This window comes from Mycobacterium sp. (assembly GCF_049281135.1).
Lineage (GTDB): Bacteria > Actinomycetota > Actinomycetes > Mycobacteriales > Mycobacteriaceae > Mycobacterium.
The window spans coordinates 1-22,997 of sequence record NZ_JBAPRN010000653.1 but is presented as its reverse complement, the minus strand read 5'-3'; the positions used below and the strand labels follow the sequence as shown (position 1 = coordinate 22,997).

The following is a 22,997-nucleotide window of genomic DNA, read 5'->3' as shown; positions in this document are numbered from 1 at the left end:
TGCGAGGACCGGAGTTGAGTACATCTTCGGCGTCGACGGCGCCAACATCGAGGACCTCTACGACGCAGCATATTTCCGACCGGACATCACAGCCGTGCTGGCCAAGCACGAGTTTTCCGCTGCGACGATGGCCGATGGTTACAGTCGCAGCGGCGCCGGCCTGGGCGTAGTCGCCGCGACCTCCGGCGGGGGCGCGCTGAATCTTGTTCCAGCCCTGGGTGAATCGTTCACCAGCCGGATCCCTGTTTTGGCGCTGGTTGGCCAACCGGCGACCACGATGGATGGATTGGGCAGCTTCCAGGACACCAGCGGACTGAACGGATCGCTGAACGCCGAGGCATTGTTCTCGCAAATATCGGTGTTCTGCAGGCGGGTAACCAGCGCCGCGGACATCGTCTCCGCGCTGCCGGCGGCCATCGCCGCAGCAAAAACGGGCGGCCCGGCAGTGCTGTTGCTGCCCAAAGACATTCAGCAATCCACTATTGACCAGGCGTGCTCGCCGGATGCCGATCAGCCACGGATAGTTGGTAATCCGCATCCGATTGTGCGCGCCTTGCGGCGGGTGACCGGGCCGGTCACGATCATTGCCGGCGAGCAAGTGGCCCGCGACGACGCGCGTGCCGAGCTGGCCTCGCTTCGGGCGGTGTTACGCGCACGAGTGGCATGTGCACCCGACGCCAAGGACGTCGCGGGAACACCAGGCTTCGGTTCGTCGTCGGCGCTGGGTGTGACCGGTGTCATGGGCCACCCCGGTGTGGCCGACGCGGTGGCCGGTAGCGGGCTGTGCCTGGTGGTGGGCACCCGGTTGTCGGTGACCGCGCGAGCCGGTCTGGACGATGCGCTGGCCTCAGTGCCGACGATCTCCATCGGATCGGCGCCGCCATACTTCGCGTGCACCCACGTCCACACCGACGACCTACGGATGTCGCTGCGGGTGCTGACCGACGCACTCGTCGGCGCGGGACGGCCCACCGGCGTTCGGGTGCCCGACGCAATCGCGCACACCGAGCTCACCCCGCCGGCCTTCGACGGCCCGGGCGTGCGCTATCGCGACGCGATGGCGGAGCTGGATGACCTACTGCCCGCCGGGGTCGACATCGTCGTGGATGCCGGTAACACCGGCGCGGCGGCCATTCACTATCTGCCGGTGCGGCGCAGGGGACGGTTCGCAGTCGCCCTGGGTATGGGCGGCATGGGTTACAGCTTCGGTGCCGGTATCGGAATGGCGTTCGCCCGCAGAAAGACTCGAGGCGCCGGCGGTCGAGTGGTGGTGATCGCCGGGGACGGCGCGTTCTACATGCACGGCATGGAGGTGCACACCGCAGTGCATTACCGGCTTCCGGTGACCTTCGTGTTGCTCAACAACAACGCCCATGCCATGTGCGTGACCCGAGAGCAGCTCTACTACAACGACTTCTATAGCTACAACCGGTTTTCGCCCAGCAATCTCGGGGCGGGTCTGGCCGCGATGTTCCCCAAGCTGTCGTCGGTAGACGTCAGCGACACCACGGGGCTGGCCTCCGCAGTGAGCGCCTCATTGAACATCGACGGTCCGGCGGTGATCAGCGTGGAATGCGCCGCCGACGAAATCCCGCCCTTTGCACCATTCCTCGGTGCCGCTGCAGCCAATCGCTCTACTAAACAACATGTTTCACTACAGGAGGATCACGCCCATGTCGCAGCCAGCGCTTGACGATATCGCCGCCCACACCGGCACTACCGAGCCGATCCCGGGCGTCGTTCGGATCGAGACCACGCCGTTGGAGGAGACGGCCGCAAATTTCTTCACGCAGATGCGGTCGGCATATCCGCACAACGAGGTGTTCGGGCAGTACTGCACCGTCAACGACTACGTGGACTGCCCGCCCGACGAACTTTTCGAATATCTGTCAGACACCCGAAGCCTCGAGGAGTGGACCTACACCCTGCGTGGCTTCACCCCGTCCGATGAACCCGGACTCTGGCTGGCTTACGACAAGCTGCTGCCCGACACCACGATCTACACCCGCACCTTCGCCAACTCGCAGGCGCGCACCGTCGACTATCACTGTGCGTGGGATCAGGGCAGGCATCTCTGGATGATCTACCTGATGCGCGTCCTCGACGCCAAGGTGGTGCTGGACAAGCCGGGTTCTGTTGTGATGTGGACGAATTGCCATCATCCGTTCTATGACGAAAACCCTTATCCCGAGGCCGCACCGGCGGAGCGTACCGGCTGGGTCGGCGACTTCTGGGATTTGTTCGCACCCGGCCACGCGCTGGAACTTAACAACCTCAAGAGCATCGCCGAATATCGCCACCGCCACGGCCTTTCGATCACCCCGGAGTGGATGAGATGACCACGCAACCCGACGTCAGCCTGATCGACGTCGCCAGCTACCTGCCTGGCGAGCCGATCGGCGCGGACTATTACGCGCAGTTCGCCGACTCCGACGAATTACGTGACAATCTGATGTTCCGCGCGCCCGCATTCCGTCATCACGTTGGGCGGGAGGAGACCGCGATCGACATGGTCGAACGTGCAGCGCAGGGATTGATCGAGCGACACGGTCGCGATGTCATCGAAAATGTCGATATTTTGATCAGCCACACACAGTTGCCGGACGTGCCGTTCTATGGTGCCGGCGGTGGAATGGCGCACCGGCTCGGCATGCGACCGAACTGGGTGCTTGATCTGCACAACGGCGGATGTGCGGCGTTCGTGTTGGCGCTCAACGTGGCCCGTCGGCTGCTCGCATCGGGTGAAGGGCACACCGCGCTGATCGCGATCGCACAGAATACGGCGGGGCAGGTCTTCGACCAACCAGGAGTACGGCGCAAGGCGCAGTCAGCGGTTCCCGGTGACGGCGCGGCGGTGGGCCTGGTGACACTGTCGGACCAGTCACCGATTCTCGATATCGAATGCCGCACATATGGCGAATACGCCGGCGACATGACGATCGCCATGGATCCGCCCCGCAAGTACTGGGAGGCGGGGCCCGGCGAGGGGTCCATCGGGTTCACCGAAACCAAGATTGCCAAGGTGCTGGCCCGCGGGAACCGTCAGGTCCCCGAAGTGGCGTACGCAGTGTGTGACCGAATCGGGCTCAAGCCCAGAGATATTGACCTGCTGGTCACCAACCAGCCCAACCGGGTGTTCCTGCGCAATTGGCGCGAGGCGCTCGAGGTGCCCGAGGAACGCCACCGCGACACTTTTGACGAGTGCGGCAACCTGTTTGGTGCTGGTATCCCGGTCAACCTGGATCGCGCAATCTCCGAGGGCCAAGTCGACGCCGGCGACGTGATCATGATGTCTGCTTTCGCGCACGCCGGTGACTTCGCCGGTGCGGCCGCTGTGCGCTGGGGAGGTCGAAACTGATGGCCGAACCCGCGCACGGCACCTCGGTGACCGCCGAGATACTGTCCTCGCTACCGCAGGCAGTCGACCCACTCGCCTTGTCGCTCAACGAAAGTCCCTTTCCACCCCTGCCTGCGGTGCGTTCGGCGTTGGCCCACAGCCTAGACGTGGCGAATCGTTACCCGGAGTTCCTGCCCGGCCAGTTGCGGCGAATGATCGGTGACCGCGTGGGTGTAGACGAGGACCAGGTCGTGCTCGGGACGGGAGCATCGGGGGTGGCGATGCAGGTGTTGCACGCGGTCACCCGCCCCGGTGACCGGATTGTCATGAGCACGCCGACATTCGACGGCTACCCGATATTTGCGGAGATGGCCCGGCTGACCGCGGTCACCGTCCCGCTCGACAAGTACGGCTATCAGGACTTGGCAGCGATGGCCGAGGCGGCGGCCGATGCGCGCGTGGTCGTGCTGTGCCGGCCGCACAATCCGACCGGAACATTGGAGCCGAGCTGGTCGGTGGAATGGTTCTTGAGCCAGATCCCCAGCGACACCGTTGTACTGCTCGACGAGGCCTACGTCGAATTCGTCGCCTCCCGGTACCGGATCGATGGGCCGGAATTAGTCCAGCGCTTCCCGAATATTGTTGTGCTGCGGACCTTCTCCAAGGCCTATGGGCTAGCCGGTTTACGGATCGGCTACGGATTCGCCGCGCCAGAGTTGGCGGGCAGGCTGTGGACCATGCAGTTGCCGTTCGGCATGAGCAGCGTCAGCGTGGCTGCGGTCGCCGCGTCGTACGACTCTGAAGACCAGCTTTCGCGCCGCATTCGCCGAATCACTTCGGAGCGCAACCATCTGCGGCTACGACTGATGGCGATGGGTGTCTACAGCACGGATTCACACGCCAACTTCGTCTACCTACCGAGCGGGCGGCGACCCTGGAACGAGGTCTTCGCCGAGGCCGGCCTGCAGGTCCGCTGCTACCCCGATGGCGGTGCGCGGATTACCGTCGGCGACCTGCCGTCGACGACGGCGGTGCTGTCTGCGGTGGAAAAGTCCCTGAGGTAGGCGGAGGACGGCCGCGCCCCGGCCCGATCTGCGGTATGAAAGGGCGTGGCTGCATCCAGTGACCCCGGCAAACCCGACAACCGCGATCCGATCGCGGTCGCGCGGGCGAACTGGGAACGTGCCGGGTGGGGCGACGTCGCCGAAGGCATGGTCGCGGTCACGTCGGTGATGCGGGCCCACCAGATACTGCTCGCCCGCGTCGAAACCGCCTTGCGCCCTTACGATCTGAGCTTCTCTCGATTCGAGTTGTTGCGGTTACTGGCGTTCAGTCGCAGCGGGGCGTTGCCGATCACCAAGGCCTCCGACCGGCTGCAGGTGCACGTCACCAGCGTCACGCACGCTATTCGCCGCTTAGAGGCCAACAAGCTGGTCCAACGTGTGCCGCACCCGACCGACGGCCGAACCACGCTGGTGCAGATCACCGACCTGGGCCGCTCGACCGTCGAGGACGCCACCGTCACGCTCAACGAGCAGGTGTTCTCCGATATCGGGATATCCGACGCTGAGTCGCAGGCGCTGGCGTCGTCGATCGAGACCCTGCGGCAGAACGCCGGCGACTTCTAGTCGATCACCGACGGCACCGGGATCGTGGCGGTGACCGTGGTCCCGGAGCCCGGCCGCGATCGAATGTTCAGCCGGCCGCCGACCAACTCCGCGCGCTCGGCCATCGACAGCACGCCGTAGCCGCCCATCTCGTCGCCACCCAGCGGATTCTCGAAGGTGTCGAAACCTATTCCATTGTCCGCGATTTCGAGGCGAGCGGTGTCGTCGTCCAGCGCGAAGCGCAGCCGGGCAACCGAGGCGTTGGCGTGCTTGACGATGTTCTGCAGGCCTTCTTGGGCGATCCGGTAGAGCGCGATCTCGATGTGCTCGGGCAACCGGACGTCGGCCAGCTCGAGCTCCGTGTCCAAGTCCGGTATCGACCGGGCGAGGCTGGCCAGCCCACCCGCCAGACCCAGATCGTCGAGCACCGGTGGGCGCAGCCCGCTGATCGCCGCGCGGGCTTCGCCCAGCGTCAAGCCGACCAGCGCCCGGGCCTCGGCGAGTTGACTGGAAGCTTCGGTGGGATCGTCGCCGACGGCGCGCGCCGCCGCGTCGAGCCGGTAAGACAGCGTGATCAGGCGCTGCGAGATGCCGTCGTGGATATCGCCCGCGACGCGGCGACGTTCGATTTCCTGGGCCTCGATCACCTGCTCCACGAAAAGCTCGTGGGCCCGTTCCCTGACCACCAGCTGCCGGTGTAACCGGGCCTGATGCATGGCCCCGGCGATCAGCCGGCCGATAACGCGCAGCAATTCGACGTCGCCCTCGGTGAATTCGCGGCGAGCGACGGTGTGCACGTTGAGCACCCCGACCAGCCCGCCCGGATCGGTTTCCATCGGCATCGACACCATTGAGGTGAAGTCGCGTCCGCGCAGTGACTGGATCGGCAGATACCGCGGGTCGGCTTCCTTGTCGTGGGTGATGACGACGGGCTCTCGATGCCGCGCGACCCAGCCGGAAATGCCGGATCCCAACGGCAGTCGGATTTTTCCCACGGAGGCGTCGAACGGCGGGGTGGCACCGGCGAGGGTGAGTGAGCGGTCGCTGTCGTCGAGCACGTGCACGAAACACACGTCGGCCCCGGTGGCCGCGGTGATCATCCGCGCGGCGGCGGCGGCCAGCGGCTCCACACCTGGCCCGGTCGAGGCGGCCTGGATGAGCTCCCGCAGCAGCGCCAGTTCCCGATCGGTGTCGACGAGATCGCGCACGCCGTGCGAGCCGTGGGCGCCGTCGTCGGGTGCGGTGCTCATTGGTAGATGCCCTCGCGCAGCGCGGTGGCTACCGCGCCGGTGCGGTCGTTCACCCCGAGCTTGCGGTAGATCGCGCGCAGATGACTCTTCACCGTCTCCTCGCCGATCACCAGCTTGGTGGCGATCCCGCGGTTGGACAGCCCGTTGACCATGCAGGACAGGATTTCGCTCTCACGCTGCGTCAGCCCCTGCCGGGCGCCGGGCCAGAATTCGTCGCGCTGCATGCGGGCCGCGGTGTCGGCCGCGCGAGCCGCCATCCCCGGGTCGATCACGGTGTCGCCGTGATGGGCCAATTCCAGCTGGCGCACCAACTCGTCACTGTTGATGCTCTTCAACAGGTATCCGCTCGCGCCCACCCGCAGCGCCTGATACAGGTACTGCTCGTCGTCGTAGACCGAGAGCATCACGACTTTGCGGCGTGCGTCGCGCTCGCGCAGCGACTTGCACAAGTCCAATCCGCTGGAGCCCTGCATGCGCACATCACACAGCACCACGTCGGGCTGCAGGTCGTCGACGACTTCGACGGCGCGATCCGCGCCCACGGCCTGGCCGACCACCTGCACCCGGTCCTTGAACGCGGCCAGCATCGCCTTGAGTCCTTCGATGACCATCTCGTGGTCATCGACGAGGACAAGTCGTACCGGGGCCGCCATGGCACCACAGTATGCAAGTTGGTCACGTGAATCCCCCTAATGGGGGAGGCTGGGCAACCCCGGTTCGGGCACCCTGTGGGCGTGCGAGCCAAGGGTCAGACTCGTGAAGCCCGCAGTTTTTGGTGGGACCGCGAAGCGCAGACGGAAGCCGATGTTCTGCGCGCGGTGATCTTCGACGCCGACACCGCACTGCCCGACGTCGAACATGACGGCCCCTGGACCGATCTCGTCGATGCGGTGATGAGCCTGTTTGTCGCGGGCATCTGGGTGTGCGTGGTGAGCACCCGGTCACGGGCCGAGGTGCAAACGCAGGTGCGGCAACTTCTCGGTGATGGTCTGGTTGAGACGATCGTGACCACCGAAGACTTAGCCGAACCCGACACGGCTCATGCTCGCAGCGGCGAGCTGTACCGGCTGGCGTTGTGGGAGCTTGGAATAACGCCGCGTGCCGCGCTGGCGGTCACCGGTTCGGGTTGCGTCTTGCGCACGTCGGCCGCCGCGGGGTTGCCTGCCGTATTCGTCGACAACAGAGAATTGTCGGCGGCCAGTTGTCAGCAAGCGCACCGACGCTGGTGGATCCGGCAGGCCGCCTAGCCCCGAAGCGTTTCGATGATTGCGCTGAAGTCCTTGTCGGCGTTGGCCGTTGCGAACTTCGCGTAGATGTCGGCGGCGTGGCTGCCCAGTGGCGCGGTTGAGCCGGTCGAGTTGACCGCATCCATCGCCAGCCCGAGATCTTTGTTCATCAGCGCGGTGGCGAAGCCGGGTTTGAAGTCGTTGTTGGCCGGCGAGGTCGGCACCGGGCCGGGCACCGGGCAGTTGGTCTGCACCGCCCAGCAGTTTCCGGTCGCGCCGGTGATCACGTCGAACAGCGACTGCGCCGACAGCCCGAGCTTTTCGGCCAGCACGAATGCCTCGCCGATCGCGATCTGATGCACGGCCAGTACCATGTTGTTGCACAGCTTGGCGGCCTGGCCGGCGCCGGACGCACCGCAGTGAATGATCTTGCCCGCCATCGGCTCCAGCACCGGACGGGCCAAGTCCAGCGCCGCGTCTTCGCCGCCGACCATGAACGCCAGCGTGCCGGCGACAGCGCCTTTGACCCCGCCGGAGACCGGCGCGTCGAGCTGGGCCACGCCGTGCGAACCCGCCAACGCGTGGACTTCGCGGGCGTCGTCGACGGAAATGGTTGAGCTGTCGATGAATAACGCGCCTTCACCGGCTGCCGGCAGAATCTCGGCGTAGCAGCGTTTGACCGCCTCGCCGTGCGGAAGCATCGTGATGACGACGTCAGCCCCGGCGACCGCATCCGCGCCGCTGTCCAACACCACGACCCCGTAGCCGGCAGCGGTTTCAGCGGCCACCGACACCGGGTCGAAGCCCCGTACGGTGTGGCCGGCGTCGATCAGATTCTTCGACATGGGACCGCCCATGTGACCGAGCCCCAAAAACGCGACCTTGAAGGAATCTGTCATCTGCTCTGGCCCTCCTAGGCGCTGGCGCGGACCCGGGCGGCTTCGGCCCGGCCGATGACCACCCGCATGATTTCGTTGGTTCCCTCCAGGATGCGGTGCACCCTGAGATCGCGCACGATCTTCTCCAGACCGTACTCGCGAAGATAGCCGTAGCCGCCATGCAACTGCAGCGCCTTGTCGGCGACATCGAAACACGCATCGGTCACATACCGTTTGGCCATCGCGCACAGCTCGACTTTGTCGTCGTCGTCGCTGTCGAGTGCCGCGGCCGCCCGCCACAACATCAGTCGCGAGGTCTCCAGCGAGGTGGCCATGTCGGCCAAGGTGAACCGGATGGTGGGCTCGTCGAGCAGGGGAGCCCCGAACGCTTCGCGGTGCGCGACATAGGTTGCGGCCTTGTTGTACGCGGCCTGCGCGCCGCCCAAGGAACACGCCGCGATGTTGATCCGGCCGCCGTTGAGGCCGTTCATCGCGATCCCAAAGCCGCCGCCCTCGCCGTCAACGCCGCCGAGCATCGCGTCGGCCGGCACCCGCACCCCGTCGAGCACAACCTGAGCGGTCGGCTGCGCGTTCCAGCCCATTTTCTCTTCGTGCGCACCGAAACTCAGGCCCGTGGTCCCCTTTTCGACGATGAACGCCGATATGCCACGCGGCCCGCTCGACCCCGTTCTGGCCATCACCACGTACACGTCCGAGGTGCCGGCGCCGGAGATGAACTGCTTGACGCCGTCGAGCACATAGTCGCCGTTCTGCTTGACCGCCTTGGCGCTCAGCGCGCCGGCGTCTGAGCCGGCACCGGGTTCGGTCAGGCAGTAGCTGGCGATCGCGTCCATCGAGGCCAGCCGCGGCACCCAGCCCTTGCGTTGCTCGTCCGTGCCGAACGCGTCGATCATCCAGGCGCACATGTTGTGGATCGACAGAAACGCGGAGATCGTGGGGCAGGCCGTCGCGAGTTGCTCGAAGATGCGAACCCCGTCCAGCCGGCGCAGCGCGCTGCCGCCCACGTCGTCGCGGCAGTAGATGGCCGCCATTCCGAGGCTCGCCGCCTCCCGTAGCTCGTCGACCGGGAAGTGCTGAGCGGCATCCCATTCCAACGCATACGGGGCAAGCTTCTTGGCGGCGAACGCGGCCGCCGTCTCGGTGATGACCCGTTCGTCGTCGTCGAGGCCGAACAATTGCGTCACCAGGGCTACTTCATCGTCGGGATGGTGAATTCGGCTCCGTCTTTGATGCCCGACGGCCAGCGCTCGGTGACGGTCTTGACCTTGGTGTAGAACTGGATCGACGCGGGGCCGTGCTGGTTGAGATCGCCGAAGCCGGACCGCTTCCAGCCGCCGAACGTGTGGTAGGCCACCGGCACCGGGATCGGCACGTTGACGCCGACCATGCCCACCTGCACGCGCGAGACGAAGTCGCGGGCGGCGTCACCGTCGCGGGTGAAAATCGCCACGCCGTTGCCGTATTCGTGCTCGGAGGGCAACCGCAACGCGTCTTCGTAGTCGTGGGCGCGCACGATGCACAGCACCGGGCCGAAGATCTCGTCGGTGTAGATCGACATGTCGGTGGTGACGTTGTCGAACAGAGTGGGCCCGATGAAGAAGCCCTTGTCCAGGCTGTTGTCGTCGAAGGTCAACTCGTCGGTGGTGCGCTCGCGGCCGTCGACCACCAAGTCGGCGCCCGCCTCGACGCCCTGGCCGATGTAGTCGCGCACCCGCGTGAGCGCGGCTTCGGTGACCAGCGGGCCGTAGTCGGCCTTCGGGTCGAGGCTGTGTCCGACGCGTAGCCCGTTGATGCGCTCAACGAGCCTGTTGCGCAACCGGTTTGCCGTCTCCTCGCCAACTGGCACCGCGACACTGATCGCCATGCAGCGCTCACCGGCGCTACCGTAGCCGGCGCCGATCAGCGCGTCGACCGCCTGGTCAAGGTCGGCGTCGGGAAGGATGATCATGTGGTTCTTGGCGCCGCCGAAGCACTGTGACCGCTTGCCATTGGCGGCCGAGGTCTCGTAGATGTACTGGGCGATGTCGGAGCTGCCGACGAAGCCGACGGCTTGGACGTCGGGGTGGTGCAGGATCGCGTCGACGGCTTCCTTGTCACCCTGGACCACCTGGAACACACCCGCAGGTAGGCCGGCCTCGAGGAACAGTTCGGCCAGCCGCACCGGCACCGACGGGTCACGCTCAGAAGGCTTGAGAATGAAGGCATTTCCGCATGCCAGCGCGGGACCGGCCTTCCACAGCGGGATCATCGCCGGGAAGTTGAACGGGGTGATACCGGCGACCACGCCGAGTGGTTGGCGGACGGAGTAGACGTCGATGCCCGTTCCGGCGCCCTCGGTGAACTCACCCTTGAGCAGATGCGGGATGCCGACGCAGAACTCGATGACCTCGATACCGCGCTGGATGTCGCCCTTACTGTCGGCCACGGTCTTGCCGTGTTCGATGCTCAGCAACTCGGCGAGCTCTTCGACATTGGCGTTGACCAGCTCGACGAACTTCATCATGACCCGGGCGCGGCGTTGCGGGTTGAACGCCGCCCACTCTTTCTGCGCCTCCTTGGCGGTGGCGACCGCGGTGTCGACATCGGCGGCGGAAGCCAGCAGGACCTGTGCCTGCACCGCGCCCGTGCTGGGGTTGAGTACGTCGGCGGTCCGAGTCGATGCGAGGTTGCTCCGGCGTCCGTCGATGAAATGGGGAATCTGTGTGGTCATGGTGTCCTCGGACATAGAAAAGAAGCAGATGGGTTTACTAGGACATCCTAGTAAATGCAGCGGCGTGGTGGCAAGCTGCGCAGGTCGGCGACCGGCTGCCCTGGCCAGACGGCGTCACCGTCTACGAGGTCGACCAGCCGCAGGTGATCGCGATCAAGGAAGTGCGGCTGGCCGGGGTGCGGCCGCACTGCCAACGCGTGCCGGTTGGCGTCGACCTCGCTGACGACTGGCCGAAAATGCTTCAGTCGCAGGGATTCAACTCCTCGGCACCGACGATCTGGACGATTGAGGGGCTGTTGCAGTACATCGAAGCCCCCGATGTCGACCGGCTGTTCACGCGCGTAAATGCGTTATCGGCGCCCGGCTCGGTGCTGCTGTACGACGTCGTCGGCAAGGCACTGCGCGAAGCACCGTTCCTGCAGAACACTATCGAGTTCATGCAAAGGCTGGGCGCGCCATGGGTTTTCAGCAGTGACACACCGGCCGCCCTTGTTGAAAACCACGGCTGGTCAGCCACCGTCACCGACATGGCCGTACCGGGCAACAAATGGAAACGTTGGGCGCACCCGCCGGTTCCGGCTGATGTACCCAACGCACCCCGCGGCTATTTTGTCGAGGCAGTCAAGGCCTGAGGCGTTATCCGCCGCCACCGCCTTCGCCGCCGCCTTTCGGCACGGTTGTCTCCTGGTCTCCGGTGCCTTTACCTGGGGCGTTGCCCTTCAGGTACTTATGGCCAGGCGAGTGTTCTTCCTCGAGTTGCTTCGGGCAGTACGCCTTCGCCGAGATCGTCGCGAATTGAGCGGCGCCGCTTTCGGTGAGGGCTGGGTTGCTCTCCTGCAGGTGCTGGATCAGGTGCAGGCCGCCCATGCCGTTGTGAAGGCAGCCGCACACGGCCTGGCCCGCGCTGACAGCCTGGGCTGGGTCGGAAAAGCCGATTCCTACCTTCTGCAGGTCAGCAATGAAAGAACCGTTGTTCTCGTCGTTGGACGGCTCGTCGAGGCCAGGCTCGGCATGTCCCGGCACGGCAAACACCAAGCCCAGGGATACGCCAAGGATGGCGAATAGCGATTTCATCGATCCTCCTTATCCTGTTTCGGTGGCGGCCTTCGCGACCGCAGCGGTCGCCTTGCCGTCGGTCAGATGCACGGCGTGAATGCCTGGTTTGGTCGACAGCTTGGCGACCAGGTCGTCGAGTCCCGCCTCGTCGACGTTCCAGTGCTGCACCTCGTCCGGCGACTCCTGCAACTTCGCGATGACTTTGTCGAGGGGGACCGGTCCCTTCGACCGCGCCGGTACGGTCACCTTGGCCCGCACGCCCGTCGAGCTGACGACGCGGGAAGCCGGGCTGCCCAGCGCGCCACCGGCCAAGCTGCCCAAGCTGGCCTGGTTGAGCGCGCTCAGCGGGACCTCCATCGTCGGAGCTGCCGTCGCGGCAAAAGCCCCGTCCGGCAACGACGTAGCGGCAAGCTGGATCGCCGGGGTGGCGCCGGCCCAGCTGGGCGGCACCGACAACTTGCCCACCGTCTGCGCGCTGCCCAGAGCCGCCGTCGCCGAACGCGCTCCTAGGCCGCCCAGACCCGCGGCGTGCCCGGGCGAGGACAGTCCAGCGTTGAGCGAGCCCAGCCCGATCCCGTGGCTCCAGGGCTGGTAGATGAAGAAGTTCTTCCACTGCGAAATGCCCATACCGGTCGTGCTGTTGACCACGTTGGTCCACGTGGCCTGGCTACCGGCGCCGGAGATGAACGAGTACATGTTCGTCCATGTCGTGGCCAGCGTCGACCCGCCGGGTATGGTGCCGAGCGCGTTGGTGACCAACTTGGTGTAATCAGCGTTCACCGCGGTGACCTGGTTGAGGAAGTTGGTAGCGGTGGCCTCGGCCTGCTCGAGGATCGATTCCAGAGAATTGGTCGGTGCTGTCGCGGCCGCCTGGGCGGTTGCGGCCGCCTGAGTGGTCGCGCCGCTGTCATTGGTCGTAGGCGGAGCCTCGGTGAACGAGCCCAACCCGGTGGTCGCGGATTGCGATGATCCCGCGTACCCGGTGATGGCGGCGACGTCCTGAGCCCAGAACTGGGCGTACTCGGTCTCGAGGGCCGCGATCGCCGTGTTGTACTGACCGAAGATGTTGGCCGGCAACAGTTGCAGCAGCTGGGTGCGGTTCGCCGCGATCTCGGCCGGCGGGACGGTGGCCGCCAACGCGGTCTCGTAGGCACTGGCCGCGGCACGGGCCTGACTTGCGGTCTGCTCGGCCTGGCCTGCCGTCGTTGACAGCCACGACACGTACGGCGCGGCGGCTGTTGCTGCCGCCTCCGCCGACGGGCCGGTCCAGTCGCCACCGACCAGGCCCGCAATCGTCGACTGGAACTGGGCGGCGGTCGACTGCAACTCGCCGGCCAGGGCGTCCCAGGCCGCCGCCGCGGACTGCAACGACTCCGCGCCCGGCCCGGAGTAGATCTTGGCGGAGATGAGTTCCGGTGGTTGCGCTGCGAAATCGAAAACCATTCCTGCTTCTCCTATTCCGCGCTCGGCGGGATCACGATGATCGTGGCGGTGGTGGCGATCTCGTCGGCCGCCACCGCGCCGGGCACGCGGTAACCCTGACCCACCGCGGCGCGAGTGGCGGTGCCGCCGATGGCGCGACCGGCCAGGCTGGACAGCGCGGTCTGGCCGAACATTCCGGGCTGAGCCAGCCCCATCTCGGGAGCGGCGTCGACCGCGGACGCTTCCATCTCGGCAGCAACAGTGCGGACCGCGGGTGTCGCCGCCGCCCAGTTCTGGGGAACCGAGAGAGCACCGATGGTGCCCGCGCGGCCGGCCGATGCCAGCGTTCCGACATTGCTTGCGCCGCCATAGGAACCGCTCAGGAGCCCACTGTGCAACAGCGGCGACAGTGCCCCGGTGACAGGCGTCGGGTGGAGCAGCGGGCCGATGCCCTGGATACCCGTACCGAGGCTCGGGATAGAGATTGAGACCTGCCACCAGTTCTTGAGCAAGCTCCCGAATCCGAGCGGGGTCCACGGGCCGGCAGCCCATGTGCTCAGGGTGTTGGCGCCCGAAGTGAGCGCCTGGTTGAACAGCGTGATGCCGTTCGTCACCGACGGGGGCAAGCCCAAACTCGCCAGCAGCTGCGCCAGGGTTGTGCTCGATTGCGGTAGCAGCGACGTGAGCTGCGTGTTCAGGGTTCCGAGCTCGGTGCCGAAGTTTGTCAGTTCGGTGTTCAGCTGAGTCAAGAACGCGGAGAGGCCGTCGGTGGTCGAATCTGCGGTCGAGGCGGCAGCCGACTGGGCTGTGCTGGCCGCCTGAGTGGCCTGCCCGCTGTCGTTGGTGGTGGCCGGCGCATCTGTGAACGGTGGCAGCTGACTTGCGGCGCTCGCCGCCCCTGAGTATGCGTACATAGCACCCGCGTCCTGAGCCCAGAACTCGGCGTACGTCGCCTCGGTCGCGGCGATCGCCGGGGTGTTCTGGCCCAGAAAATTGGTTGCGACCAGCGCGGCCAGTAGCGTCCGATTGGCCGCGATCACCGGCGGGGGGATGCTGGCAGCGAAGGCAGCCTCGTAGGCCGCCGCAGCCGCCTGAGCCTGGGAGGCCGTCTGTTCGGCCTGCGCGGCGGTGTTGCTCAGCCACTCGGTGTAGGGCGCCGCCGCACTGGCCGCAGCCTGCGAAGACGGTCCCTGCCAGCTGCTGGTCAGCTCGCCGATCGTGGATCCATACGACGCCGCCGTGGTCTGCAGCTCACTCGCTAACGCGTCCCAGGCCGTCGCGGCGGCCAAAAGTGGCGCCGAGCCTGGCCCTGCGTAGATCCGACCGGAGTTGATCTCCGGTGGCAGCGCTCCGAAATCGAAAACCATCCGTGTCCCTCGCTCCGGCTGTGTGTCCCGAATGCCCAGCGTTTGTCCAGCGCTGAGCGGCGGCAAAAAGCGTTCAGGGGCGTCCTTCAGCTCAGGCAATTAAGTGCGAATTGCCTGGCAGCTGCCTGATTTTCCCTGCACCGAAGATTAGCCAGCCTTCGCGAAACCAAGCCCCGTCGAAACGGCGCCGACGTCGGTCGTGGGGTGCCGCGGCCGCCGCCTGGCGGCTCGATGAGCGCGATGCCAAAACCAGGGTTTACCTGGCAAGATCACCTGTCGGGAGATGGTCGTGAAGCCCGTCGCGGTGGGTGAACGATCGGTAGCCGCGAATAAAAATCTGCGCATCCAAAATTCCGGACCGCGGCGTGAACGGACGGCAGCGTTTATGTGCGAGGAGATTCTTACCGGCGACCGCTGGGTTCGGCAGACCCCGATGCGTTCTGGATCGAGCGGCGTTTCAGCACGCCGCAGCAGGTTTTGGGTGGTCGCCGACGCGGTAATCCGTAAGGGTTCACCTGCAGATACGGCATCCGGAGCCGGCACGCCCGTAAGATTGATGAGTCGGGCTGGACCTACAGTCGACGCACAAGCCAATAGTTCAGTCCCTCCGCGTCCAGTTGCGGAGTCCGCCCTCGAGGAGACATACACATGTCATTCGTCACCACGCAGCCCGAAGCGCTGAGTACGGCCGCAACTGCCCTGGGCGGTATCGGCTCATCGTTCAGCGCCCAGAACGCCGCGGCGGCGGGCCCGACGACCGGAGTGGTTCCCGCTGCGGCTGACGAGGTCTCGGCCCTGACCGCCGCGCAGTTCGCCGCGCACGCGCAGCTGTACCAGGCCGTCGCCGCACAGGCCGCAGCGATCCACGAGCAGTTCGTGAACACGCTGGGCACCAGCGCCGGGTCGTACGCGGCCACCGAAGCCGCCAACGCCGCATCCGCGGGCTAAACCAACGACTCTCTGTCGGCCGGGCACCGTCGTGGTGTCCGGCCGACATTTTTCTGTCCACGTAGGCTCCGAGAGCGAAAGGTGCCTCGGAGGTCGACAGACAGGAAGAGATAAGTGCCTGAAGGTCTGACACAGGGCGGAAGCTCCGCCTCAGCCGTGGATGTCCTCGCGAAAGTCGTCGACGTGAGCGGTTCTCTTCAGGAAGTGTTGAAGCTCGCTGCTGTGTATCTCGAACTCGGAGAACACGACAAAGCACTCCACTACGCCTCGCTCGCGGTGCAAAGGGAACCCTCGGCCGCACCGGCCAGAGACCTGCTTGCGAAGGTGAACGTGGCGTTGAAGGACTACGCCTCGGCGTTGTCGGACTTCGAAGCTGTTGCCGCCCTCACCCACGAACAGCGTGCTGCACCGCCGGATCAATATGCGATTCCCGCGCATTTTGCCTTGCACAATGTTGAACAACTCGAGCACATACTCAGCAGCAATCGCGATCAGCAGGCGTCCGCCGGAGACTTGACTGAGAAATTCAGCCAGTTTCGCGGCCAACTCGTAGACCTGATCGACGGGGCCAACGGGGAAGCGCCGTGGGTGCCTCTGCAGGGGGAAGCTAGCCGGATTGTCGCCATCCCTCCGTATGTGAAGGTTTCAGAGGAGCGGTTGCCCCGATATGTGAACACGAGCGTCGACTATCGGCCGATCCAACAGGCCATCGCGACCGGTCAGAAGGTACAGGTCATCGACAACTTCCTGACGCCGGAAGCGTTAGACCAACTGCGAAAGTTCTGCCTGGAATCAACCGTCTGGCGTCACCCGTATAAGTTCGGCTATGTAGGCGCCTTTCCGCAGAACGGATTCGCCAGCACCTCACTGTTCGCTATCGCAGAAGAGTTTTCGGCAGCACTCGGCGAGGCGTTCGACGGGTATCAATTAGCGCAGTGGTGGGCGTTCGTGTACGACACCAAACTGCCGGGAACCGACATCCACGGTGATGACGCCGATTTCTCGTTGAACTTATGGATCACCCCCGATTCGGCGAACCTCGACCCGAATGGCGGGGGTCTCGTCATTTGGGACAAGGCGGCACCGAGCGACTGGAGCTACAACGACTACAACTCCGGCGGCGATCGAGTGCGGAAATACCTCGACGAGCACAACGCCCAGTCGCAGGTCATCCCGCATCGCGCGAACCGGGCCGTCCTGTTCGAAGGCCACCTCTTTCATCGGACTGACGACTTCAAGTTTGCGCCCGGATTCGCCAACCGGCGGCGAAGCCTGACCTTCCTGTTTCGCCGCAACAAGGGGTAATTCAGCTATCACATGTAACCCGAGACGCTATAACCCACTGTCAGGCAAGATTCCAGTGGAGCAGCCCTGGAGAAACAGGCAGGCGATATGTGACGGCACACGGCGATCCCGTCGGCCCGCGACCCTTGCGGTTGGTGTCCGGCGACGGCTACCCGGACTGGGAGGCGGTCTACCAGGACAACGCCACCTGGGTGTATCGCACTATCTATGCGCGAGTCGGCAACCGGGCCGACGCCGAGGATCTCACCGCCGAGGTCTTCCTGGCGGCGTTGCGGCCGCTGCGGCTGACCGCCAGCGTCGGTGAGGTTCGCGGCTACCTACGTGCCACCGCCCGAACGGTCTTGGCCGCGCACTGGCGCGAGACCCTGGGTCGGGAGATCACCTCGATCGACGATATCGAGCAGCCGCCCGAGAGTGAGCAGGCGATCAGCACCGCACCGCAGCGGGTGGCCGGCGTACTCGAGCAGTTGCCGGACAATTACCGGCGGATCTTGGAACTACGTTTCCTGCAAGGGCGTTCGATCAAGGAGTCGGCCGCCGAACTCGGGGTTACGGTCGCCAATGCCAAGGTGCTTCAGCATCGGGCATTGCGGCTGGCCGCACAGGTCAACGAAAAGGGCGAATCATGAACGCGCGCGCATTACGCAGGTACATCGACGACCTGCTGCGTGGCCGCCGCCCAAAGCCGTTCCGGCCCGACGACTTCGAAGCCGCGCAAATTCGGACGGCCATCGAACTGCAGGCGGCGCGGCTGGGCAGTGATGCTCCACGACAGGAGTTCCTCACCGATCTGCATCGTCGTCTCGCCGGGCAACAGGCAGGTACCGGACAGCCGGTGTCGAAGTCGACTGCGACCCGCAGGAATGTCCTCGTCGGCACATCGGCCGCCGCGGCGGCCGCGGTGGCGGCGGTATCTATCGATCGCGCGTTGATCGATGGTGCCCAGGTGGCCGACGGCGCCGACAGTGGGTCCCGCGAGCTCACGCCGACTACCGGACGCTGGATGCGGGTCGCGGCCAGCGCAGACGTGACCGACGGGGTCATGCGGCCCTTCGATGTCGGTTCGGTCATCGGATTCGTGCGTCGTGTCGACGGCAAGGCCGAAGCCGTCTCGGGGGTGTGCACGCACCAGGGTTGCCGACTGTGGTTCGACGCGCCCGACGACCGGCTGCGCTGCCCGTGCCACTCGACGTCGTTCGCGCCCGCCGGCCAGGTGCTGACGCATCAATTGCCGATAGCTCCGAAACCGTTGCCCACGTTGATGGTCCGCGAACAAAACGGCGGCATCGAGGTGTTCGTTCCGGCGCCGCCGAGCAAGCCGGCCTAACGACGTGTAACCCGCCGCCCTATCTATTGGCGACGTGTACTTTTCCGCCGAAGATGGAGGTGTATCGCTATGCCCGCACGACCTTGGGGCGCGCGTGCTGTGTTGGTGGGGCTGCTGGTGGTGGCCGGATGCTCGTCCCACCAGTCGGCGACGACGACGCCTTCGGTGACATTCGGGTCGGCGGCGACCACCCCTGGAATGCCGGGGATGAGCGGGATGGCGCCGATGCCGAACATGCCGGCGGGTACCAGCGCCGCGACGGCGGGACCGGCCGCGCCGGTGGCCGGCGATGCCGTCAGCATCGACAACTTCGCGTTCGCTCCTGCGACGCTGACCGTCCGCGCGGGTAGCACAGTGACCTGGACCAACAAAGACGAGGAACCACACACTGTCGTCGCCAACGACGGATCGTTCCATTCACCTGGAATGGGTTCGCAGGCAACGTTTTCCTACACCTTCGCCAAGGCCGGCACGTTCGACTATGTCTGCTCGATCCACCCGTACATGCACGCGACCGTGGTGGTGACGCCATGACCGACGATCCGCACACGATGAACCGTCGCCAGTTGATCCGGCACAGCGCATGGTTCGGCGCTGCCGTCGGCTTAGCGGTGGTCGGCGGCGAAGTCATCTCCCACGCCGCCGGCACCGCCGATGCCGCACGCAGTTCGAGCCGGCCGACTCTGCGATTCGCTCAAGTCAGCGACAGCCACATCGGGTTTCTTGGAAAAGCCAATCCGAACGTCGCGGGCTCCTTCAACCAGGCGATCAATCAGATCAACAACCTCGGTTACACACCGGATTTCGTTATCCACACCGGGGACCTCACCCATCTGGCCACGCCTGGCCAGTTCGATCAGGTCAAGCAAATGATGACCGGGCTGCGCACCCCGCACGTGTTCACTGTTCCCGGTGAACACGACTCGGTCGACGACGGCGGCCAGAAGTACCGCAGCGCGTTCGGCGCCGGAACCCGCGGCGACGGCTGGTACAGCTTCGACGTCGCCGGCGTGCATGTGATCGCGTTGGTCAACACGTTGAATCTGAAAAAGCTTGGGCACCTTGGTGTTGACCAGCTCGAATTCGTCGCCAAAGACGTCGCTGGGCTGCCCAGTGACACGCCGATCATTGTGTTCAGCCACATCCCGCTGTTCGCCATGTATCCGGACTGGGGCTGGGGCACCGACGACGCCGCCCAAGCGCTGAGCTACCTGCGTCGATTCTCGTCGGTCACCTGCCTCAACGGCCATGTCCATCAACTGTTTTCCAAGACGGAAGGCAACGTGACATTCCACAGCGGAACAACCACCGCCTATCCACTGCCTCACCCCGGTGATGGTCCAGCGCCAAAGCCGGTCACCCTGCCGGCTGGCAAATTGCATGACGCGCTGGGCATCCGTGAGGTCAGCTACACCCGGGGCCAGAGCACTCTCGCGTTGAAAGAAAAGGTGCTGCAATGATTGTGACCAGATTGGCCTTGGCTGTCGCTTTGGCGGTCAGCGGGATCAGCCACGCGTATCTGTATATCCATGGCTACCATCACATCCCGACGATCGGCACTGCGTTCGTGGTGCAGGCCAGCGTCTCGTTCGCTCTGGCCCTGCTGATTGTGATCGGCGGACCATCGTGGCTTCAATGGGCCGCCGCCGCGCTGGCCGGCGGCGCACTGGGCGCATTTGCGTTGTCGCGCACCGTCGGCCTCTTCGGTTTCTCCGAAACAGGATGGGAGCCGTCGCCACACGCGGCGATCAGCGTGGTCGCTGAACTGGTGGTCGTCGGGCTGTGGGCGATCTCTGTGATCGGCCACCGACGGGCGCGCGCCATACCTTCCGCAGCCGAGGCGAGCCCCACGCGAGAGAGTCTGCGCCGATGAAACCTTTGGCGATCAGTCTGGTTGGCCACCGTTTCGGCCGACCAGATACCAGGTATGCATGATGCCTTTGCCCTTCACCTCGACGTCGCCGCGTTCCTCGAAGACAAAGTGATCGCGAAGTCGTTCGTAAGCCAGTTGCGGCACTTGAATACGTCCAACGGCAACAGTGGACTCCATCCGGGACGCGACATTGACGGCGTCGCCCCACACGTCGTAGAAGAAGCGCTGCGACCCGACCACGCCGGCTACCACAGGTCCGCTCGACATGCCGATCCGCAGCGGTACAGCGCGCCCGCGCGAATCAGTCAGTCCGGCAACGGCGTCCGCGATGTCGAGGGCGAGGTCGGCCAGTGCTTCGAGGTGGTCCGGACGTGGTTGTGGGACGCCGCTGACCACCATGTACGCGTCACCGCTGGTCTTCACCTTCTCCAAGCCGTGTCGGCTTACCAGCGCATCCAGGCTCGTGTAGAGGTCGTCGAGGAATGCGACCAACTCCTCCGGCGAGGTGTCGCTGGCCCGCTCGGTGTAGCCCGCGATATCTGCGAAAAGGATTGAGGCGTCATCGTATTTGTCGGCGATGACCGAATTCGACCGGTCCTTGAGCCGTTCGGCGATGCTGGCCGGCAGGATGTTGGCCAGCAGTGCTTCGGAGCGCTTGTATTCCTGTTCCATCGCGGCCTCGGCGCTGGCGATCTGGCGCAGCCCGTACCAGACCATCGCGACTGCCAGCACGCCGGCCCCGATGGTATTGCCGATGAATCCCACTGTGACGAACCATGGTGGCTCAGCGCCGGTGTCACGCGGGACGCTGAATTCCAGTGTGATAACCAGGCTTACGCCGATGGCAGCCGCTGCGATGGCGAGCCCGATGTGCTCGATACCGATCACCATGACAGCTGCTACGGCCGCGATCAGAAAGTAGAACTCAACACCGGTGCCGGTGCCTAGATGCCAGCACACGAAGGTCATGGACAGATAGGCCACCATGATCAAAGCGAGTGGCGCGACCAGCTCACCGAATCGATACAACGATGGGATGGCCGCATAGAGGGCGACAGTGCCAAGGTTGATAAACCCGATGTACCCGAAGCTGTCACTGAAGATCAGTTGCATGACGCCGAAGCCCGCCGTGACGGAGGCCCCGATCACGGCGACCAGACTGAGCAACCGCTGGCGTTGCGCAACGGCCCGGTCGTAGTGGCGATTGCGGGCTACCTCGCAACCGGCCTGCGCGCGGCGTCCTGGGCGACCGGGCCCGGCGTCGGCGGTGCTCGACATTTGACGTGACTCTACTCAACACTCCAGGTGCTGTACTGGACATGGCGAGCCCCACACTTGTCGGACTGGCATGGCATTATCGAACGTATGTTCGAGGATGCATCGTCGGTGATGGAGCGGTTGCGTGCCGCGGTGCGCACGGAGAATCGGGCAGCAGGCGAGCGCCTGGCCGTCATCGGTGAGCTCGATGTGTTGTGGTTACGGCAGGTCGGCGAGCGCGAGACGTGGTGGACCGACACGCTGGAGGCGATCACCGCGGAGGTGGCTGCGGGGTTGGGGATCACCCACGGATTGGCCGCCAGCTATCTGGAGTATTCGCGGGCGATGCGGTTGCGGCTGCCCAGGGTGGGCGAGTTGTTGCGGGCCGGCGATATTGACTATCGGACGTTTCAGACGATCGTCTATCGCACCGATCTGATCACCGATGCTGAGGTACTGGCGGCGGTCGATGCTGAGTTGGCGGTCAAGGTTGCGCGGTGGCCGGGGATCACGCGGGGCCGGCTGGGCGGTTACGTGGATCGGGTGGTGGCCCGCGCCGATCGTGATGCGGTGCGTCGTCGGCGTGAACGCCGCAGCGATCGCGAGGTGTCGATCTGGGGCGACGCCGATGGCTTGACCGAGATATTCGGCCGGCTGGTCACCACCGACGCCCACGCGGTCGATGCCCGACTGGACGCCATTGCCGCCACGGTGTGTGCCGAGGATCCGCGCACCCGCAACCAGCGCCGCGCCGATGCTCTGGGAGCCATGGCGGTCGGGGCCGATCGGCTGAGCTGTCGCTGTGGCCAGCCCTGCTGCCCGGCTGCGGCCACGCCAATGCCGAGTCCGGTGGTGATCCACGTGATCGCCGATCAGGCCAGCCTGGATGGCACTGCGCAGACGCATGGCTCGATGATCGGATCCGACGCGCTGATTCCCTCAGAGTTGATCGCCGACCTGGCCAAGTCGGCCAAACTTCGTCCCTTGGTCCATCCCGCCGATGCGCTGCCGGAGCGCGGCTACACGCCGTCGCGGGCCCTTGCGGATTTTGCCCGTTGCCGCGACTTGACCTGCCGGTTCCCCGGCTGCGACAAGCCCGCGGTGCGCTGCGATCTCGACCATACGATCCCCTACGGCGATGGGGGTCAGACGCACGCGTCTAACCTCAAATGCCTTTGCCGCCTTCATCATTTGATGAAAACGTTCTGGGGTTGGCACGACCAGCAACTGCCCGACGGCACTGTCATCTGGACCTCACCATCCGGGCAGACGTATGTGACTGCCCCGGGCAGCGCCTTCTTGTTCCCCAGTCTTTGCGTACCCACCGAGGTGCTAGAGCCGGTTCCTGACCGGCCGCGGTGTGCTGACCGTGCCGCGATGATGCCCACGCGTCGACGTACCCGCGCCCAGAAC

23 protein-coding genes and 1 pseudogene are annotated in these 22,997 nt (G+C 65.3%); 15 read left to right on the top strand and 9 right to left on the bottom strand.

Annotation, left to right across the window (positions count from 1 at the left end):
• From WAN02_RS26130 to WAN02_RS26110, 5 genes are all read left to right on the top strand, one after another.
• The coding region (locus WAN02_RS26130) for a thiamine pyrophosphate-binding protein (RefSeq protein ID WP_422267854.1) at positions 1 to 1,693 on the top strand (1,693 nt) is incomplete at its 5' end.
• Complete coding sequence (locus tag WAN02_RS26125) at positions 1,674 to 2,339, top strand: SRPBCC family protein (protein WP_422267853.1); 666 nt, start codon at positions 1,674 to 1,676, stop codon at positions 2,337 to 2,339. The genes WAN02_RS26130 and WAN02_RS26125, both read left to right, overlap by 20 nt.
• Positions 2,336 to 3,358 carry a 3-oxoacyl-ACP synthase III family protein gene (locus tag WAN02_RS26120; protein WP_422267851.1) on the top strand — a complete coding sequence of 341 codons (1,023 nt, stop codon included), beginning with the start codon at positions 2,336 to 2,338 and terminating at the stop codon, positions 3,356 to 3,358. Before WAN02_RS26125 ends, WAN02_RS26120 begins: the two co-directional genes overlap by 4 nt.
• A complete protein-coding gene (locus tag WAN02_RS26115) occupies positions 3,358 to 4,401 on the top strand; it encodes an aminotransferase class I/II-fold pyridoxal phosphate-dependent enzyme (protein WP_422267849.1) in 1,044 nt (347 codons plus the stop codon). The genes WAN02_RS26120 and WAN02_RS26115 overlap by 1 nt, the downstream gene beginning before the upstream one ends.
• A 45-nt stretch (positions 4,402 to 4,446) precedes the next feature.
• Positions 4,447 to 4,965 (top strand): MarR family winged helix-turn-helix transcriptional regulator, encoded by a 519-nt coding sequence (locus WAN02_RS26110; RefSeq protein WP_422267847.1) that lies wholly within the window; start codon positions 4,447 to 4,449, stop codon positions 4,963 to 4,965.
• Here WAN02_RS26110 and WAN02_RS26105 read toward each other — a convergent pair.
• Both WAN02_RS26105 and WAN02_RS26100 read right to left on the bottom strand, forming a co-directional pair.
• The gene (locus WAN02_RS26105) at positions 4,962 to 6,194 is read right to left on the bottom strand and encodes a GAF domain-containing protein (protein ID WP_422267845.1); all 1,233 of its coding nucleotides are present in this window, start codon (positions 6,192 to 6,194) and stop codon (positions 4,962 to 4,964) included. The genes WAN02_RS26110 and WAN02_RS26105 overlap by 4 nt on opposite strands.
• A complete protein-coding gene (locus WAN02_RS26100) occupies positions 6,191 to 6,847 on the bottom strand; it encodes a response regulator (protein ID WP_422267843.1) in 657 nt (218 codons plus the stop codon). The genes WAN02_RS26105 and WAN02_RS26100 overlap by 4 nt, the downstream gene beginning before the upstream one ends.
• Positions 6,848 to 6,928: 81 nt before the next feature.
• On the opposite strand from WAN02_RS26100, the gene WAN02_RS26095 reads away from it, so the two are divergent.
• A complete protein-coding gene (locus tag WAN02_RS26095; protein ID WP_422267841.1) occupies positions 6,929 to 7,441 on the top strand; it encodes a haloacid dehalogenase in 513 nt (170 codons plus the stop codon).
• Here the strand turns inward: WAN02_RS26095 and mmsB are convergent.
• From mmsB to WAN02_RS26080, 3 genes are read right to left on the bottom strand one after another with little or no spacing between them, the layout of a single operon-like run.
• On the bottom strand, positions 7,438 to 8,319 hold the full coding sequence (gene mmsB / locus WAN02_RS26090) for a 3-hydroxyisobutyrate dehydrogenase (RefSeq protein WP_422267839.1): 882 nt from the start codon (positions 8,317 to 8,319) through the stop codon (positions 7,438 to 7,440). The genes WAN02_RS26095 and mmsB overlap by 4 nt on opposite strands.
• 14 nt (positions 8,320 to 8,333) lie before the next feature.
• Positions 8,334 to 9,494, bottom strand: coding sequence for an acyl-CoA dehydrogenase family protein (locus WAN02_RS26085; RefSeq protein ID WP_422267860.1), 1,161 nt, complete (start codon positions 9,492 to 9,494; stop codon positions 8,334 to 8,336).
• A 14-nt stretch (positions 9,495 to 9,508) separates the two neighbouring features.
• Positions 9,509 to 11,029 carry a CoA-acylating methylmalonate-semialdehyde dehydrogenase gene (locus WAN02_RS26080; RefSeq protein ID WP_422267837.1) on the bottom strand — a complete coding sequence of 507 codons (1,521 nt, stop codon included), beginning with the start codon at positions 11,027 to 11,029 and terminating at the stop codon, positions 9,509 to 9,511.
• A gap of 44 nt (positions 11,030 to 11,073) precedes the next feature.
• Between WAN02_RS26080 and WAN02_RS26075 the strand changes: the two genes are divergently transcribed.
• Positions 11,074 to 11,661 (top strand): SAM-dependent methyltransferase, encoded by a 588-nt coding sequence (locus WAN02_RS26075; RefSeq protein ID WP_422267858.1) that lies wholly within the window; start codon positions 11,074 to 11,076, stop codon positions 11,659 to 11,661.
• A gap of 118 nt (positions 11,662 to 11,779) precedes the next feature.
• Here the strand turns inward: WAN02_RS26075 and WAN02_RS26070 are convergent.
• The 3 genes and pseudogenes from WAN02_RS26070 to WAN02_RS26060 all read right to left on the bottom strand — a co-directional run.
• Positions 11,780 to 12,103, bottom strand: a pseudogene (locus tag WAN02_RS26070) (DUF732 domain-containing protein); the annotation flags it as partial.
• A 9-nt stretch (positions 12,104 to 12,112) separates the two neighbouring features.
• Positions 12,113 to 13,528 carry a PPE family protein gene (locus WAN02_RS26065; RefSeq protein WP_422267835.1) on the bottom strand — a complete coding sequence of 472 codons (1,416 nt, stop codon included), beginning with the start codon at positions 13,526 to 13,528 and terminating at the stop codon, positions 12,113 to 12,115.
• An 11-nt stretch (positions 13,529 to 13,539) separates the two neighbouring features.
• Positions 13,540 to 14,874: a PPE family protein gene (locus WAN02_RS26060; RefSeq protein WP_422267833.1), complete on the bottom strand. Its 1,335-nt coding sequence runs from the start codon at positions 14,872 to 14,874 to the stop codon at positions 13,540 to 13,542.
• A gap of 648 nt (positions 14,875 to 15,522) precedes the next feature.
• Between WAN02_RS26060 and WAN02_RS26055 the strand changes: the two genes are divergently transcribed.
• The 7 genes from WAN02_RS26055 (at position 15,523) to WAN02_RS26025 (ending at position 20,327) form a co-directional block, all read left to right on the top strand.
• Positions 15,523 to 15,822, top strand: a complete 300-nt coding sequence (locus tag WAN02_RS26055) for a PE family protein (protein ID WP_422267831.1) — start codon at positions 15,523 to 15,525, stop codon at positions 15,820 to 15,822.
• A 183-nt stretch (positions 15,823 to 16,005) separates the two neighbouring features.
• Positions 16,006 to 17,127 (top strand): tetratricopeptide repeat protein, encoded by a 1,122-nt coding sequence (locus WAN02_RS26050; protein ID WP_422267829.1) that lies wholly within the window; start codon positions 16,006 to 16,008, stop codon positions 17,125 to 17,127.
• Positions 17,128 to 17,216: 89 nt separating this feature from the next.
• On the top strand, positions 17,217 to 17,756 hold the full coding sequence (locus WAN02_RS26045; RefSeq protein WP_422267828.1) for an RNA polymerase sigma factor: 540 nt from the start codon (positions 17,217 to 17,219) through the stop codon (positions 17,754 to 17,756).
• Positions 17,753 to 18,454: a Rieske (2Fe-2S) protein gene (locus WAN02_RS26040; RefSeq protein WP_422267826.1), complete on the top strand. Its 702-nt coding sequence runs from the start codon at positions 17,753 to 17,755 to the stop codon at positions 18,452 to 18,454. Before WAN02_RS26045 ends, WAN02_RS26040 begins: the two co-directional genes overlap by 4 nt.
• 207 nt (positions 18,455 to 18,661) lie before the next feature.
• Positions 18,662 to 18,988, top strand: a complete 327-nt coding sequence (locus WAN02_RS26035; RefSeq protein WP_422267856.1) for a cupredoxin domain-containing protein — start codon at positions 18,662 to 18,664, stop codon at positions 18,986 to 18,988.
• Positions 18,985 to 19,914: a metallophosphoesterase family protein gene (locus WAN02_RS26030; RefSeq protein WP_422267824.1), complete on the top strand. Its 930-nt coding sequence runs from the start codon at positions 18,985 to 18,987 to the stop codon at positions 19,912 to 19,914. The genes WAN02_RS26035 and WAN02_RS26030 overlap by 4 nt, the downstream gene beginning before the upstream one ends.
• Complete coding sequence (locus WAN02_RS26025) at positions 19,911 to 20,327, top strand: hypothetical protein (RefSeq protein ID WP_422267822.1); 417 nt, start codon at positions 19,911 to 19,913, stop codon at positions 20,325 to 20,327. Before WAN02_RS26030 ends, WAN02_RS26025 begins: the two co-directional genes overlap by 4 nt.
• Positions 20,328 to 20,339: 12 nt before the next feature.
• On the opposite strand, the gene WAN02_RS26020 is transcribed toward WAN02_RS26025, so the two are convergent.
• Positions 20,340 to 21,605 carry an adenylate/guanylate cyclase domain-containing protein gene (locus tag WAN02_RS26020; RefSeq protein ID WP_422267820.1) on the bottom strand — a complete coding sequence of 422 codons (1,266 nt, stop codon included), beginning with the start codon at positions 21,603 to 21,605 and terminating at the stop codon, positions 20,340 to 20,342.
• Between the two features lie 87 nt (positions 21,606 to 21,692).
• Here WAN02_RS26020 and WAN02_RS26015 point away from each other — a divergent pair.
• Positions 21,693 to 22,997 (top strand): HNH endonuclease signature motif containing protein (locus WAN02_RS26015; RefSeq protein WP_422267818.1); only part of this gene is annotated, 1,305 nt, incomplete at its 3' end.